We start from the raw sequence: 13,758 nt of genomic DNA on the forward strand, positions 1-13,758 counted from the left end.
CAACGACACGCGTGGAAAAGAATGAAAAAAAACTGGTCACTTGATGACCAGTTTTGCAGGGGTTTTGCAGAAGAACTTAAAAACGATAACCCGCAGAGAACATAAACACCCACGGATCGAGGCGTACACTGTCTCGCTGCTGGACGCCACCCATTTTATAGCTTGCAGTGGTATCGATATCCATGTACCAGACCGACATGTTAATCAGCCAGTCGCGGTTAATCAGATAGTCCATACCGACTTGCCCTGCTGCACCCCAGGAATCTTTCAGGCTCAGATCCGATAACCCCGTTTCTTTACCGTTATCGTTAAAGCCTTCATCGAAGAAGGTCGTGTAGTTCACCCCAACACCTACGTACGGACGCAGTTTACTGCTGGAGTCACCGAAGTACCACTGCGCCATTAACGTCGGCGGTAGATGATGTACGGTGGCAATATCACCCGTTGCAGCAGTGCCGATTTTATGGCGGAACGGCGTAGCTGCCAGTAATTCAACACCGATATTGTCGGTTGCCATGTAGGTAAATGTCAGACCTAACTGCGTGTTATTGCTGACATCAAAGCCACCTAAGCTGCCCAGCGTACCACCTGCACCTTCCGTCGGCCTGACGGTGGCTGAACCTGCACGAATAAAGAATTCTCCAGCTTCATGCGCAAATGCGTTACCAGAGAGAAGAGTTGTTAAAGCCAATGCTGCAACTGTTAATTTTTTCATGTCCGCTCCATCGTTATGGTTATAAAAGCGGAACGAATATACCCACATTGGAGTAATAAGTGATCTAACATGGATCACATTGACTTTGATAATTTAACATTTATTGATCCAGATTAAGTTAGAACTTGCATTCAAAATCCTGGTTAAATTAATTCAGATCAATTTTGATATATTTTCAATGTGCAAGTACCTCCAGCTCATTGCTGATGGGTGATGGATATCTGCGCGTGATGCACAGATAACAAACAGCGTTCATGCACGACGCTGAAGTCATAGCCAAAAATTACTGCAGCTTTACAAAGATATGCTTTTCCATACATCGCGCGATGCTGCCACTGTAGAGTTATCCAGGGTACAATTGCCCGCAAATGAACACCTGCAAAACTCAAGGAGAGTGCATGTCTATCACGGCGAAATCCGTTTACCGTGACACGGGAAACTTTTTCCGTAATCAATTCATTACCATCTTGCTGGTATCGTTGTTGTGCGCGTTTATCACAGTGGTGTTAGGGCATGCCTTTTCCCCCACTGACGCACAAATTGCGCAACTCAGTGAAGGCGATCAGTTAACCAGCAGCGTGGGGCTGTTCGATCTGGTGCAAAACATGACCCCGGAGCAACAGCAAATTTTGCTACGCGCATCCGCAGCGTCGACGTTTTCCGGTCTGATTGGTAATGCCATCCTCGCCGGGGGGGTCATCCTGATGATTCAGCTGATTTCAGCAGGTCATCGCGTCAGTGCGTTACGTGCCATCGGCGCCAGTGCGCCAGTGTTACCGAAGCTGTTTATTCTGATTTTTCTGACTACTCTGCTGGTGCAAATCGGTATTATGCTGGTTGTTGTACCCGGTATTCTGCTGGCGATCCTGCTGGCACTCGCACCGGTGATGTTGGTACAGGACAAAATGGGTGTCTTTGCCGCGATGCGCAACAGTATGCGTCTGGCGTGGTCCAATATGCGACTGGTTGCGCCGGCAGTGATCGGTTGGTTGCTGGCAAAAACGCTGCTGTTGCTTTTTGCGCCAAGTTTTGCAGTACTTACGCCGAATGTTGGCGCGGTATTGGCGAATACGCTGAGCAATATGATCTCCGCCGTGTTGCTGATCTATTTGTTCCGCCTGTACATGCTGATTCGCCAATAAACCCTGAACGCATTCCGGGCTTGTACCCGGTGCTTTTGATGACGGAATCGAAGAATGAAGCAGTTTCTTGATTTTTTACCGCTGGTTGTCTTTTTTGCTTTTTATAAGCTTTACGACATCTATGCGGCGACCTCGGCGCTGATTGTCGCGACGGCTGTAGTGTTGATTTACAGCTGGGTTCGCTATCGCAAGGTCGAGAAGATGGCGTTAATCACCTTTGTCCTGGTGGCCGTATTTGGTGGCCTGACTATTTTTTTCCACAACGATGAATTCATTAAGTGGAAAGTAACGGTGATTTACGGGCTGTTTGCTGGTGCTCTGCTGGTTAGCCAGTGGGTGATGAAAAAGCCGCTGATTCAACGCATGTTAGGTAAAGAGCTGACCCTACCGCAGTCAGTGTGGTCGAAACTTAATTTAGCATGGGCCGTCTTTTTCATCCTGTGTGGTCTGGCGAATATCTATATTGCATTTTGGCTACCGCAGAACATTTGGGTCAACTTCAAGGTGTTCGGTCTGACCGCCCTGACTTTATTCTTTACGCTGCTGAGTGGGGTCTATATTTACCGTCATCTGCCGCAAGAAGATAAATCATAATTCATGCTCGCCAGATCTGCGGATCTGGCGAATTTTTATCCCCTCGCGTTCCATTGTGCTGACAACCTGACTTACATCTGCTCTGCACGCCGCATCACCTCTGTTCTCAACGCACAAATTCTAGTAGCATCGCGCCTGTAATCTTTCTCTATAGTCGGTTCTACAATGACAACAACGAATAACACTCCCCAGGGTGAACTGGTTTTACGTACTCTGGCCATGCCTGCCGATACCAACGCGAACGGTGATATTTTTGGCGGCTGGCTGATGTCACAAATGGATATAGGTGGCGCGATTCAGGCCAAAGAGATCGCACATGGTCGTGTGGTAACGGTGCGAGTGGAAGGGATGAGCTTTTTGCGCCCGGTCGCCGTAGGTGATGTGGTGTGTTGCTATGCGCGCTGTGTGAAACGCGGGACAACCTCGATCAGCATCAATATTGAAGTTTGGGTGAAGAAGGTCGCTTCTGAACCTATTGGGCAGCGCTATAAGGCCACCGAAGCTCTGTTTATCTACGTTGCCGTTGATAAAGACGGGAAACCGCGTCCAATTCCCACGTTGGTCTGATAGCACACGTCAGTACTGCTATCCGGCAATCATCACTCTTGATCATTGCCGGACGGCCTGATGCTTACTCGATCTGCGTTGTGCCGTTTAATTTGAAAACAATATTCACCACAAGTCCGGAACCGGGTTTACCAGCTTCATAACGCCATCTACGCATCGCGTTTTTCACTTCACGTTCAAACATATTGGCAGGCTGTGCAGACAGGATTTCCACATTTTCAACCCGGCCATCCAGCGTTACGTTAAATTTGACCTTTACCCGGCCTTCAATGCGCAGCGCCTGAGCTCGCGCCGGATACTGAGGCTGATTACGGCTTAAAGCACGTGGACCCGATGGCGCACTGACCACCGGTTTGCTGGTAGTTGCCGGCGCGGTATTGGTCATTGTGCGAGTAGGTGCCGTATTTTCCAGTGGGAAGGCCGGGCGCGGTTCTGCTGGTTTAACATCGCGTTTCGGTTGCTCTTCCACCTTTTTCACCGGTTTTGGCTTCGGTTTAGGCTTGGGCTTCGGTTTTTCAATCACCACCGGCGCCTCTTTTGGTGGCTCTGGAATCGGTTCAGGTTCCGGTTCAGGCTCGACAACGGGTTCCGGCTGCGGCTGAACGGCCTGAGGCGGTTCGAGATCGGCAGGCGCGACCATCGTGACAGAGATCGGCTGCGCTGGCGCAGGTAGTTCAATAACCTGATGTACCGAGGTATACAGCAAACCAGCCACTACGGCACCATGAATGCCGACAGACAGTAACGTTGGCCAGGGAAAGCGACGAGGTAAATCAAGGGTCATTGAAGTCATAATCGTTTCAGTAAAAAAACCAGACCCTGATTTTAAATGCAAATAGCAATCATATTCAATAAGCCCGTGGTGCTAACTGACATTTAAAACGCGATTTTATGATAAAAAACCACTTTCAGAGTATGGCCTTAACATATCAGTTATCTTTCCGTTGCAGTTGTTAGGCCTTTCCAATAACGTTATTAACGACTTTTACCGTTCAAGGAGCCCTACCCGTGCTGTATGTTATTTACGCTCAAGATATCGCAGACTCTCTCGAAAAACGTCTTTCCGTGCGCCCTGCTCATCTGGCTCGCCTGCAACTCCTTCATGACGAAGGTCGTTTGCTCACGGCGGGCCCCATGCCAGCGGTCGATAGTAACGATCCCGGTGCGGCGGGTTTTACCGGCTCGACGGTGATTGCCGAATTTGAATCTTTGGAGGCGGCACAGGCGTGGGCAGAAGCCGATCCGTATGTTGCGGCGGGCGTTTATGCGCAGGTTTCAGTAAAACCTTACAAGAAAGTATTTTGACAAAACAAAAAGCCATTTTCATTTATAAAAATACTGAACAGTAAGCAAAATACATAGCCATTGAGGGCGCATTTAGGTGCACATTAGTCTAAACGCCCTCACTTCTCGTCTCTATGCATTAATTCAGCATATCAAAGCAATGATAAGTACCCTTATAAAAGGTAGCTACGACCGTTTATTAGCGTGTCATTGATTGTTTCTTACTCAACCTCAGTGTATTTTATTATCTGTCGAGATTAATTTGTCACAATGCAGACAGGTTGCGTTGTCACGATATACGGGATTTTAGTCAATTATGGCTTTTGATTCGTTCCGTCCCGCCTCTCCCTCTCCTAAAGCATTCCGCCATGATATCAATGGCCTGCGAGCATGGGCTGTATTAGCGGTCGTATTTTATCACTTTGGCGTACCCGGATTTAGCGGTGGCTTTATCGGCGTTGATGTTTTTTTTGTTATATCAGGTTTCCTGATGACCGCCATCATCGTGAACGGCCTTGAACGTGGCAATTTTTCATTATGGAGTTTCTATCTGGCACGTGCCAGACGAATTATTCCTGCCTTAATTGCATTATGTAGCACGTTACTTTTCTTGGGTTGGTTTTGGTTGCCCACCGCTGATTATCATGTGCTGGCAACCAATGCGATCACAGCGCTTACTTTTGTTTCCAATCTCAAGTTTTGGCGTGAAGCGGGTTATTTCGATATCACTTCCAGAGAAAACTGGTTGCTGCACACATGGTCTCTTTCGGTGGAGTGGCAATTTTACATTTTGTTGCCTGTTGGCTGCATTTTACTCTGGCGCTGGTTTGGCCGGCAGGGTGTTAAGTTTGCACTTATCGCCGCAGGCGTACTGTCATTAGCTCTATCAATTTACGTGAGCCCTCGACTCCCAGGTAGTGCGTTTTATCTACTCCCCACCCGCATTTGGGAATTATTAGCTGGAGGAGGTGTATGGTGGCTAACTCGTCGGCATTCTATGTCGCAACGCCCAGCCCGGATACTAGAGTTGGTGGGTTTTATTTTAATTGCCCTGTCAGTCACACTTCTGGATGCGACACGACCATGGCCGGGAAGTTATGCCGTGGTCCCTGTGCTGGGGACCGTGCTGGTTCTTGCGGCTAATCGCCAGCGATCATTATTTACATCTACGGCAATTTTTCGCCAGATAGGTGCCAGTTCTTATTCAATTTATCTGTGGCACTGGCCGCTTGCGGTGCTGCTTAGTTATGCCGACAAACATCACAATCCCTGGTGGATTGCTACTGGCATTGTAATGAGTGTGCTATTGGGAAAGATCTCTTTATTGCTCGTAGAGATTCCTACACGCAAACAGCTTGCGCTAACCCCTGCACGCAAACAGAGCTGGGTACTATTACTGTTAATTTTGAGCACTGGTGGAATGGCCGCAGGGGCTCGTTATCAGCAAGTCGATGGCAGAATTAACCCGGCAATTGAATTAGCGATGATCCCGAAACTTGATTACGCAGTCCGATTTGAAAAATGTCTGCTCGCGCCGGGTAAAGGAAGCGAGTCTCCTATGTGCAGATATGGCAAAGGAGAGTTAACGGCCATTGTCCTGGGAGACAGTCATGCAAGCATGCTGGTTTCAGCTGTCGCAGAGGCTGCACCCGGTGCGGTTGTTGAGTTGACCTATGCGAGCTGTCCGACAGTGTTAGGCATGAAACGAAGAGAGGATATTAATGATGACTGTAAACTATTTAATGATCGAGCTATTAATTTACTAAATAATGAATATAAAAATAAACTCGTCTTTATCGCCAACAGAAGCAGCCTCGCTATCCTGGGACAAAATGAAAAGGACGATTTTTTTAATATTCCTATGGGATTTTTTGATACACTGAATGAACACCCCAATCAGAATTTAACACAGCAGTTTAGCCAGCAACTCGTAAAAACTCTGTGTTCCATAGAGAATAGTCAGAGGGTATTTCTGGTCCGCCCTATTCCTGAAATGGCAGTCGATGTGCCTAATACAATGGCCAGGGCACTGATGTTTGGTAAGTCAGACAGTACAGTATCTATTTCTCTCGATGAATATTACCAGCGACAAACAGCCATTTGGGCAGCACAAGATGAGGCGGCCCTGCGCTGCGGCGTCAATATTCTCAATCCGTTACCCTATCTTTGCAAGGATGGGCGGTGTTGGGGAGATGCTGGTGGACGTCCACTTTACTCAGACAGTAACCACCTAAGTGCATTTGGCAGTACGCTTTTACTCCCCATGTTTCAACGCGCATTTAAACAAGCAGAACATACCGAGGCAACTAACGCCCTGCAACTTTGACGTTTGACCAGAAACATGGGGATCATATCCATTCGGATACTAATATTCACTCAAGTAAAAAAGCCGCAGATAGCGGCTTTAGTTGTTACTTTTTCTCGTCAGTGTAGCGACGAGCGTTGTCAAAAAGATTTGTACACATAATGACCTCCCTCAAAAGACAATAAACTAACAGAATAGGATAACGGGTAATACCTGACCACACTATTATGAACCACTAGCCCCAGAATGTAGAATCATCGTATTGATAATAAAAAGAAAAGTATAATCAGCGAGAAATTTACGCTGCTGTTTTTTCAACAGTTCTTTCTTGAAACAACGGTGCTTTATTCATTACGTCTGGGATGCACCCGGTTTTAACAATCACACCAGGATTACCAACAACGATAGAAAAAGGCGGGATACTTTCGGTCACAAACGCCCCGGCAGCAATTTTACTCCCTTGCCCAATGATAACCCCGCCGACGATGACAGCATTTGGACCAATCCAAACTTCATCTTCAATAATGGGGTAACCCGTGATGCGGGTTCCTGCTCCCTGAATAGTATCTCGCTGACCGATGGTTACACCATGAAATAAGGTAACGTTCTTTCCAATTCTTGCACTCGGCGATATCACTATCCCCCAGCCATGAGTGATAGCCAACCCGGCACCAACCTGTGTGCTCGATGGAAAATCCATCGAGCCCATGTGAGCAGCACACCGATGCAAGATCTTAAATGGATAGAGCATGATACGCAGCGGTGTGCGCGAAACCGCACAGTATTGGCATAAACGCATCATCACAATGATACGGAATGTTCTGCTAATTACTGTACCAATTATTAGTTTACTCCATGAGAAATAACCAAATTCACGGTGGGTATCGGCTTTAATTTTGTCGAATGCCATCATACTGTCTCGTTGTTTAATCGTTAAAATGTATCAGTTCTCACTGAAATAAAAACATATTTTCTTGTCACCAGCATTCTTCTTTTCGAGTAGATACGGCACCAGAAAGATGACAATAATATAAATAATGAAATGGTTATCTCTTACCTGGACCAAAAACAATAATGACGGCAGGAAAGTATTTAAGAATCAATACGGGAAAACAGACATTGGGCACCGCCAGCGGTGCCCTTTTGGGATCAGATGCTGTGGATCGCAAACAACAACGAGTTACGCTGGTGGTTGAGAACGCACTTCCTGATGGTATGGATACGCATATTACGACGCGATTGTCCTTCAAGCCAACGTGCTTTACGGCGGCTAGCTTGACGCAGCATCCGCCAGCGTCCCACTTCCGTTCTACTACGCTTCATGTTAACTACTCTTCCAGTCACTGAGCGGCCATTATAACGCCAGACCGAATGCAGACCAGTGGTTTTCCCGTGTTTTTATTTGCCAGATTAATCCTGATGCGTAAACTCTTAACAATACGCTTTCAAAAGGATTTTTAAATTTATGACAACCTTCTACACCGTGGTGAGTTGGCTGGTCATTCTGGGTTACTGGGTACTCATTGCTGGCGTAACGTTACGCATTCTGATGAAGCGACGCGCAGTGCCCTCCGCAATGGCCTGGCTGTTGATCATCTACATTCTGCCATTGGTAGGAATCATTGCTTATCTGTCTTTTGGTGAACTTCACCTGGGCAAGCGACGTGCCGAACGCGCCCGGGCGATGTGGCCTTCAACCGCCAAATGGCTGAACGACCTCAAGGCCTGCAAGCATATTTTTGCCCAGGAAAACAGCAGCGTCGCCTCTTCGTTATTTAAACTGTGCGAGCGTCGTCAGGGTATAGCTGGCGTAAAGGGAAACCAGCTGCAGTTGCTCACCAGTTCAGATGACGTGATGCAGGCGCTGATCCGTGATATTCAGCTGGCGCGCCACAACATCGAAATGGTGTTCTACATATGGCAGCCAGGCGGTATGGCCGATCAGGTAGCCGAGTCGTTAATGGCTGCTGCGAGACGTGGCATTCACTGTCGCCTGATGCTGGACTCCGCCGGCAGCGTAGCGTTCTTCCGCAGTCCTTGGGCGGCGATGATGCGTAACGCAGGTATCGAGGTTGTAGAAGCGCTGAAGGTGAACCTGATGCGTGTATTTTTACGCCGTATGGACCTGCGTCAGCACCGCAAAATGATCATGATCGATAACTACATTGCTTATACCGGCAGCATGAACATGGTCGACCCGCGTTTCTTTAAACAAGATGCGGGCGTCGGGCAATGGGTTGATTTAATGGCCAGAATGGAAGGCCCTGTCGCTACTGCTATGGGCATTGTCTATTCCTGCGACTGGGAAATTGAGACCGGAAAGCGCATTTTACCTCCGCCACCGGACGTCAATATCATGCCGTTTGAGCAGGCCAGCGGCCACACCATTCACACTATCGCCTCGGGTCCTGGTTTCCCTGAAGATTTGATTCATCAGGCGCTGCTAACCGCTGCTTATTCAGCGCGTGAATATTTAATTATGACCACCCCCTATTTCGTCCCCAGCGACGACCTGTTGCACGCGATCTGCACGGCGGCGCAACGTGGGGTTGACGTCAGTATCATTCTTCCACGTAAAAATGACTCCCTGCTGGTTGGCTGGGCAAGCCGGGCCTTTTTCACCGAGCTGCTGGCGGCTGGCGTTAAAATTTATCAGTTCGAAGGTGGCTTGCTGCACACCAAGAGCGTACTGGTCGATGGCGAGCTGAGCCTGGTCGGTACGGTTAACCTGGATATGCGCAGTCTGTGGCTCAATTTTGAAATCACGCTGGTCATTGATGATGCCGGATTCGGTGGCGATCTCGCGGCAGTACAGGATGATTATATTTCGCGTTCCCGCCTGCTTGATGCCCGTTTGTGGGTAAAACGACCACTCTGGCAGCGGATAGCAGAGCGACTGTTTTACTTCTTTAGTCCGTTGCTGTAAAACGTGCCCATCAGACAGTAAACAGGTAGTCATTATGGATATGGATTTGAACAATCGCCTGACCGAAGACGAAACGCTTGAGCAGGCTTACGACATTTTTCTCGAACTGGCTGCGGACAATCTGGATCCAGCCGACATCATTCTGTTCAATTTGCAGTTTGAAGAGCGTGGCGGTGCCGAGTTGTTCGATCCGGCAGAAGACTGGCAGGAGCATGTTGATTTTGACCTGAACCCTGACTTCTTTGCCGAGGTGGTGATTGGTCTGGCAGATACAGAAGACGGCGAGATTAACGATATTTTCGCGCGCGTTTTATTATGTCGCGAAAAAGATCATAAGCTCTGCCATATTCTCTGGCGCGAATAATCAAACAAAAAAGCTGCTCTCGCAGCTTTTTTCATTTTTAACCCGGCAGTTTACTTCCACAGCGATTACAAAATTGCGCACTATGTTCGTGCTGCGCCTGCTGGCACTGGGGACATTTTCGTTGGTGCCCGCGCTGCTGGAACGCACTGCTCATGTGCGTGGTAATCAATCCCGTCGGTATCGCAATCACCGAGTAACCAATCAGGATAAGCACAGACGCCACCATGCGCCCCAATGGGGTGTGCGGCGTGATATCGCCATAGCCGACGGTGGTTACAGTAACAATCGCCCAATACACCGACGCATTCAGCGTAGTAAACCCATATTTTGGCCCTTCAATCAGATACATCATCGCGCCAAAAACCACCATCAGGATGGCAATAAAGGAATAGAACAGCATCAGCTGATGTCGGGCGCTTTTTAACGCATTCCAGAACACCCGCAGAGAAGGCATAAAGCGCAGCAGCTTGAGAATACGCAGGACGCGCAGGACACGCATCGCTCGCCAGGCGAAAACATAGCTCAGACTGATTTCCGGCCATAGCCACATTACATACAGCGGCAGAATGGTGGCAAGGTCAATTATCCCCCAGAAGCTGAACGCATATTTAGCGGGGTTGGCCCAGCAACATAAGCGCAGAAGATATTCGAGGGTGAAGACCAGAGTAATAAAGATCTCCAGCCAGACAAAAACGCGCCATTCCTCAAAGGTTAAATGGTATTGCGTCCCTACTCCGGACTCAATGAAGATAACGATAACGCTGAGCAAGGCAAATAGCGCACACATACCTTCAAAGCGACGCCCTGAACGGGTATTTAAATCAAATAATTTGCGATAGAGCGCACGGCGGACAGAAGAGACTAAACCTGGCACAGATACCTCACCAAAAAAAGGGCTGACCTTTGTCAGCCCTCAGGATTATAGCGGGTCTACTTTCAGGCAGGAAACTGCATGTCGGAAACTTCCTTCCAGAACCGGGCGCGTTTTTGCGCATTCCGGTCCAGCAATCGGACAGCGCGTACGGAACACGCAACCGGAAGGAGGATTAATCGGGGACGGTAACTCGCCTTCCAGCAACTGGATAACCTTGTTCCTTTCCTGATCCGGATCGGGGATCGGCACCGCAGACATCAGCGCTTTGGTATAAGGATGCAGCGGGTTATGGTACACCTCGTCATAAGTCCCTAATTCCACCGCATGTCCGAGATACATAACCAGCACACGGTCGGAGATGTGTTTAACCACCGCGAGGTCGTGAGCAATGAAGATTAACGATAATCCCATTTCGCGCTGAAGCTGTTGCAGCAGATTAACCACCTGGGCCTGGATTGATACATCCAGCGCCGAAACCGGTTCATCGCAGATAATCAACTTTGGTTCAAGGATCAGCGCGCGGGCAATACCGATACGCTGACACTGGCCACCGGAAAACTCATGTGGGTAGCGGTTAATCAGGTTGGGCAGTAATCCAACCTTCATCATCATCGCCTTCACACGGTCGCGGACTTCCTGACCAGGAAGATTCGGATGATAAGTTCGCAGCGGTTCGGCAATGATTTCACCAATGGTCATGCGCGGGTTTAACGATGCCAGCGGATCCTGGAAAATCATCTGGATATCGCTGCGCACTTCCCGCCACTCATCGGGTTTCATGCCCAGTAAATCTTTACCCAGCCAGGCAACCTTGCCATCGGTGGCCTTCACCAGGCCGATAATCGCACGGGCAAAGGTCGATTTCCCGCAGCCTGATTCACCGACCACGCCCAGGGTTTCGCCCTCATACAGTCGCAGGGTTACGCCATCAACCGCCTTCAGGGTTTTAGACGGTTGCCAGAACCACTGTTTGCCATCTTTAATATCGAAATGGACTTTAAGGTCGGCAATCTCAAGGAGCACTTTACGTTGTTCGGTCACCGTATTCATACCAGTTCCTCCACCGGCTTAAAGCAGGCACGCAGACGGCCTGGGCTAAATTCCTCCAGTGGCGGAGCACTGCTACAGATTTCCATCGCATGCGGGCAACGCGGCTGGAATGGACAACCTTTTGGTAGACGCAGTAAGTTCGGTGGGTTGCCAGGGATAGTGAGCATCTCTTCCCCTTCGGCATCCAGACGAGGTACGGCATTTAGCAAACCAATCGAATACGGATGAACGGGTTTATAAAAGACATCCCGCGCACTGCCGTATTCCATAGTACGTCCGGCATACATCACCAGGACTTTATCGCAAATACCGGCAACAACCCCCAGATCGTGGGTGATCATGATAATCGCGGTGTTGAATTCACTTTTCAGTTCATTCAGCAGCGTCATAATTTGCGCCTGTACCGTCACATCGAGCGCAGTGGTTGGTTCATCGGCAATCAGTAATTTGGGCCTGCACAGCAGCGCCATGGCGATCATTACGCGCTGACGCATACCACCGGAGAATTCATGAGGATACATTTTCATACGCTTACGCGCTTCCGGCATTTTCACCGCATCCAGCATTCTGACCGACTCTTCAAAGGCTTCCGCTTTGCTCATGCCTTTATGCAGCATCAGAACTTCCATCAACTGCTCCCCGACCCGCATGTACGGGTTGAGAGACGTCATCGGGTCCTGGAAAATCATCGAGATTTGCTCGGCGCGCAGTTTGTTCAGCTCACGTTCCGGTAAATTCAGAATTTCACGCCCGTTGAACGTTGCGGAGCCCCCGATACGACCATTCGCCGCCAGCAGCCCCATCAGGGCAAAGGCCGTCTGCGATTTACCCGAACCGGATTCACCGACAATACCCAACGTTTCTCCGGCTCGCAGAGAAAAGTTTAAATCGTTGACCGCAGTTACATCGCCGTCGGGGGTCGCAAACGTCACACGCAAATCTTTTACGTTTAGCAGTGCGTTAGCCTGTTGTTGCGCGAGCGGCGCGGTTGAGGTTTCAATTACGCTCATGGCTGCACTCCTTAACGGTCTTTCGGGTCGAGGGCATCACGCAGGCCATCGCCAATAAAGTTAAAACAGAACAAAGTGACCACCAGGAAACCAGCCGGGAACAGCAGCAGCCATGGTGAGACTTCCATAGAGTTGGCACCATCACTGAGCAGCGCGCCCCAGCTACTTAACGGCTCCTGCGTACCTAGTCCCAAAAAGCTCAGGAAGGATTCAAACAGGATCATGCTCGGCACCAGCAATGAAGCGTAAACCACCACCACACCCAGCACGTTCGGCACAATATGGCGGATAACGATACGCACGGTAGACACCCCACCCACTTGCGCCGCTTCAATAAACTCTTTGCGCTTGAGACTCAGCGTTTGCCCACGCACGATACGCGCCATATCCAGCCAGGAGACCATCCCGATAGCGACAAAAATCAGCAGGATATTTTGCCCAAAGAAGGTGACCAGCAGGATCACGAAGAACATGAACGGGAAGGAGTTGAGGATTTCCAGCAGACGCATCATCACCGAGTCAATTTTTCCGCCGAGGTAGCCCGACAGAGAACCGTACAGCGTACCAACAACCACCGCGACTAACGCCGCCGCAATGCCGACCATCAGCGAAATGCGCCCGCCAATTGCCACGCGCACCAACAGGTCTCGTCCCGAAGAGTCAGTACCGAAATAGTGGCCTGATTCCGTATCCGGCGCACTGGACATCATGCCCCAGTCGGTATCGAAGTAGGTAAACTGCGACAGCATCGGTGCCAGCGTCACGAACAGCGCAATAATTACCAGCACCACCAGGCTTGCTACCGCCGCGCGGTTATGCATAAAGCGTCGACGCGCGTCCTGCCACAGGCTGCGGCCTTCGACCTCCAGCTTTTCACTGAAATTCTCCAGTGCCTCGCTGTTTTTCTTACTTAACATCATAGCGAGC

The 13,758-nt window shown here is 49.4% G+C and carries 15 protein-coding genes and 1 pseudogene; 8 read left to right on the plus strand and 8 right to left on the minus strand.

Translation table 11 applies throughout. From position 1 onward, the window contains the following. Positions 1 to 76: 76 nt before the first annotated feature. On the minus strand, positions 77 to 715 hold the full coding sequence (ompW, locus tag OGX90_RS13020; protein ID WP_003833354.1) for an outer membrane protein OmpW: 639 nt from the start codon (positions 713 to 715) through the stop codon (positions 77 to 79). A gap of 292 nt (positions 716 to 1,007) precedes the next feature. On the opposite strand from ompW, the pseudogene OGX90_RS13025 reads away from it, so the two are divergent. From OGX90_RS13025 to yciA, 4 genes and pseudogenes are all read left to right on the plus strand, one after another. Next, a pseudogene (locus OGX90_RS13025) lies at positions 1,008 to 1,085 on the plus strand (YkgJ family cysteine cluster protein); the annotation flags it as partial. Positions 1,086 to 1,113: 28 nt separating this feature from the next. Further along, positions 1,114 to 1,857 (plus strand): YciC family protein, encoded by a 744-nt coding sequence (locus tag OGX90_RS13030; protein ID WP_003020663.1) that lies wholly within the window; start codon positions 1,114 to 1,116, stop codon positions 1,855 to 1,857. Positions 1,858 to 1,911: 54 nt separating this feature from the next. Then, positions 1,912 to 2,451, plus strand: coding sequence for a septation protein A (locus tag OGX90_RS13035; protein WP_048235264.1), 540 nt, complete (start codon positions 1,912 to 1,914; stop codon positions 2,449 to 2,451). Between the two features lie 165 nt (positions 2,452 to 2,616). Continuing rightward, entirely contained in the window at positions 2,617 to 3,018 is a 402-nt protein-coding gene (gene yciA, locus OGX90_RS13040; protein ID WP_008784945.1) for an acyl-CoA thioester hydrolase YciA, read from the plus strand. Positions 3,019 to 3,082: 64 nt separating this feature from the next. Here yciA and tonB read toward each other — a convergent pair whose 3' ends face one another. Beyond that, positions 3,083 to 3,811, minus strand: coding sequence for a TonB system transport protein TonB (gene tonB, locus OGX90_RS13045; RefSeq protein ID WP_286623999.1), 729 nt, complete (start codon positions 3,809 to 3,811; stop codon positions 3,083 to 3,085). A gap of 215 nt (positions 3,812 to 4,026) precedes the next feature. Between tonB and OGX90_RS13050 the strand changes: the two genes are divergently transcribed. Together OGX90_RS13050 and OGX90_RS13055 are read left to right on the plus strand one after the other, a co-directional pair. Next, positions 4,027 to 4,323, plus strand: coding sequence for a YciI family protein (locus OGX90_RS13050; protein WP_003020675.1), 297 nt, complete (start codon positions 4,027 to 4,029; stop codon positions 4,321 to 4,323). Positions 4,324 to 4,618: 295 nt separating this feature from the next. Further along, on the plus strand, positions 4,619 to 6,628 hold the full coding sequence (locus OGX90_RS13055; RefSeq protein ID WP_286624001.1) for an acyltransferase family protein: 2,010 nt from the start codon (positions 4,619 to 4,621) through the stop codon (positions 6,626 to 6,628). A gap of 277 nt (positions 6,629 to 6,905) precedes the next feature. Here OGX90_RS13055 and OGX90_RS13060 read toward each other — a convergent pair whose 3' ends face one another. Both OGX90_RS13060 and OGX90_RS13065 read right to left on the minus strand, forming a co-directional pair. Next, on the minus strand, positions 6,906 to 7,520 hold the full coding sequence (locus OGX90_RS13060; protein ID WP_191227129.1) for a serine acetyltransferase: 615 nt from the start codon (positions 7,518 to 7,520) through the stop codon (positions 6,906 to 6,908). A gap of 236 nt (positions 7,521 to 7,756) precedes the next feature. After that, a complete protein-coding gene (locus tag OGX90_RS13065; RefSeq protein WP_122984013.1) occupies positions 7,757 to 7,930 on the minus strand; it encodes a YciY family protein in 174 nt (57 codons plus the stop codon). A 142-nt stretch (positions 7,931 to 8,072) separates the two neighbouring features. On the opposite strand from OGX90_RS13065, the gene cls reads away from it, so the two are divergent. Both cls and OGX90_RS13075 read left to right on the plus strand, forming a co-directional pair. After that, on the plus strand, positions 8,073 to 9,533 hold the full coding sequence (gene cls / locus OGX90_RS13070) for a cardiolipin synthase (protein ID WP_003020687.1): 1,461 nt from the start codon (positions 8,073 to 8,075) through the stop codon (positions 9,531 to 9,533). Between the two features lie 34 nt (positions 9,534 to 9,567). Then, positions 9,568 to 9,897, plus strand: a complete 330-nt coding sequence (locus tag OGX90_RS13075; RefSeq protein WP_003020691.1) for an HI1450 family dsDNA-mimic protein — start codon at positions 9,568 to 9,570, stop codon at positions 9,895 to 9,897. A 37-nt stretch (positions 9,898 to 9,934) separates the two neighbouring features. Here OGX90_RS13075 and OGX90_RS13080 read toward each other — a convergent pair whose 3' ends face one another. The 4 genes from OGX90_RS13080 to oppC are packed head-to-tail and all read right to left on the minus strand — an operon-like array spanning position 9,935 to position 13,751. Beyond that, positions 9,935 to 10,771: an ion transporter gene (locus OGX90_RS13080; protein WP_234691995.1), complete on the minus strand. Its 837-nt coding sequence runs from the start codon at positions 10,769 to 10,771 to the stop codon at positions 9,935 to 9,937. A 45-nt stretch (positions 10,772 to 10,816) separates the two neighbouring features. After that, positions 10,817 to 11,821, minus strand: coding sequence for a murein tripeptide/oligopeptide ABC transporter ATP-binding protein OppF (oppF, locus tag OGX90_RS13085; protein WP_008784949.1), 1,005 nt, complete (start codon positions 11,819 to 11,821; stop codon positions 10,817 to 10,819). Beyond that, the gene (gene oppD / locus OGX90_RS13090) at positions 11,818 to 12,831 is read right to left on the minus strand and encodes a murein tripeptide/oligopeptide ABC transporter ATP-binding protein OppD (RefSeq protein WP_003833364.1); all 1,014 of its coding nucleotides are present in this window, start codon (positions 12,829 to 12,831) and stop codon (positions 11,818 to 11,820) included. The genes oppF and oppD overlap by 4 nt, the downstream gene beginning before the upstream one ends. An 11-nt stretch (positions 12,832 to 12,842) precedes the next feature. Continuing rightward, positions 12,843 to 13,751, minus strand: coding sequence for an oligopeptide ABC transporter permease OppC (oppC, locus tag OGX90_RS13095; RefSeq protein ID WP_003020701.1), 909 nt, complete (start codon positions 13,749 to 13,751; stop codon positions 12,843 to 12,845). Between the last annotated feature and the right edge of the window lie 7 nt (positions 13,752 to 13,758).

The sequence above is a fragment of the Citrobacter sp. Cpo012 genome (assembly GCF_030333015.1).
Classification (GTDB): Bacteria; Pseudomonadota; Gammaproteobacteria; order Enterobacterales; family Enterobacteriaceae; genus Citrobacter; species Citrobacter portucalensis.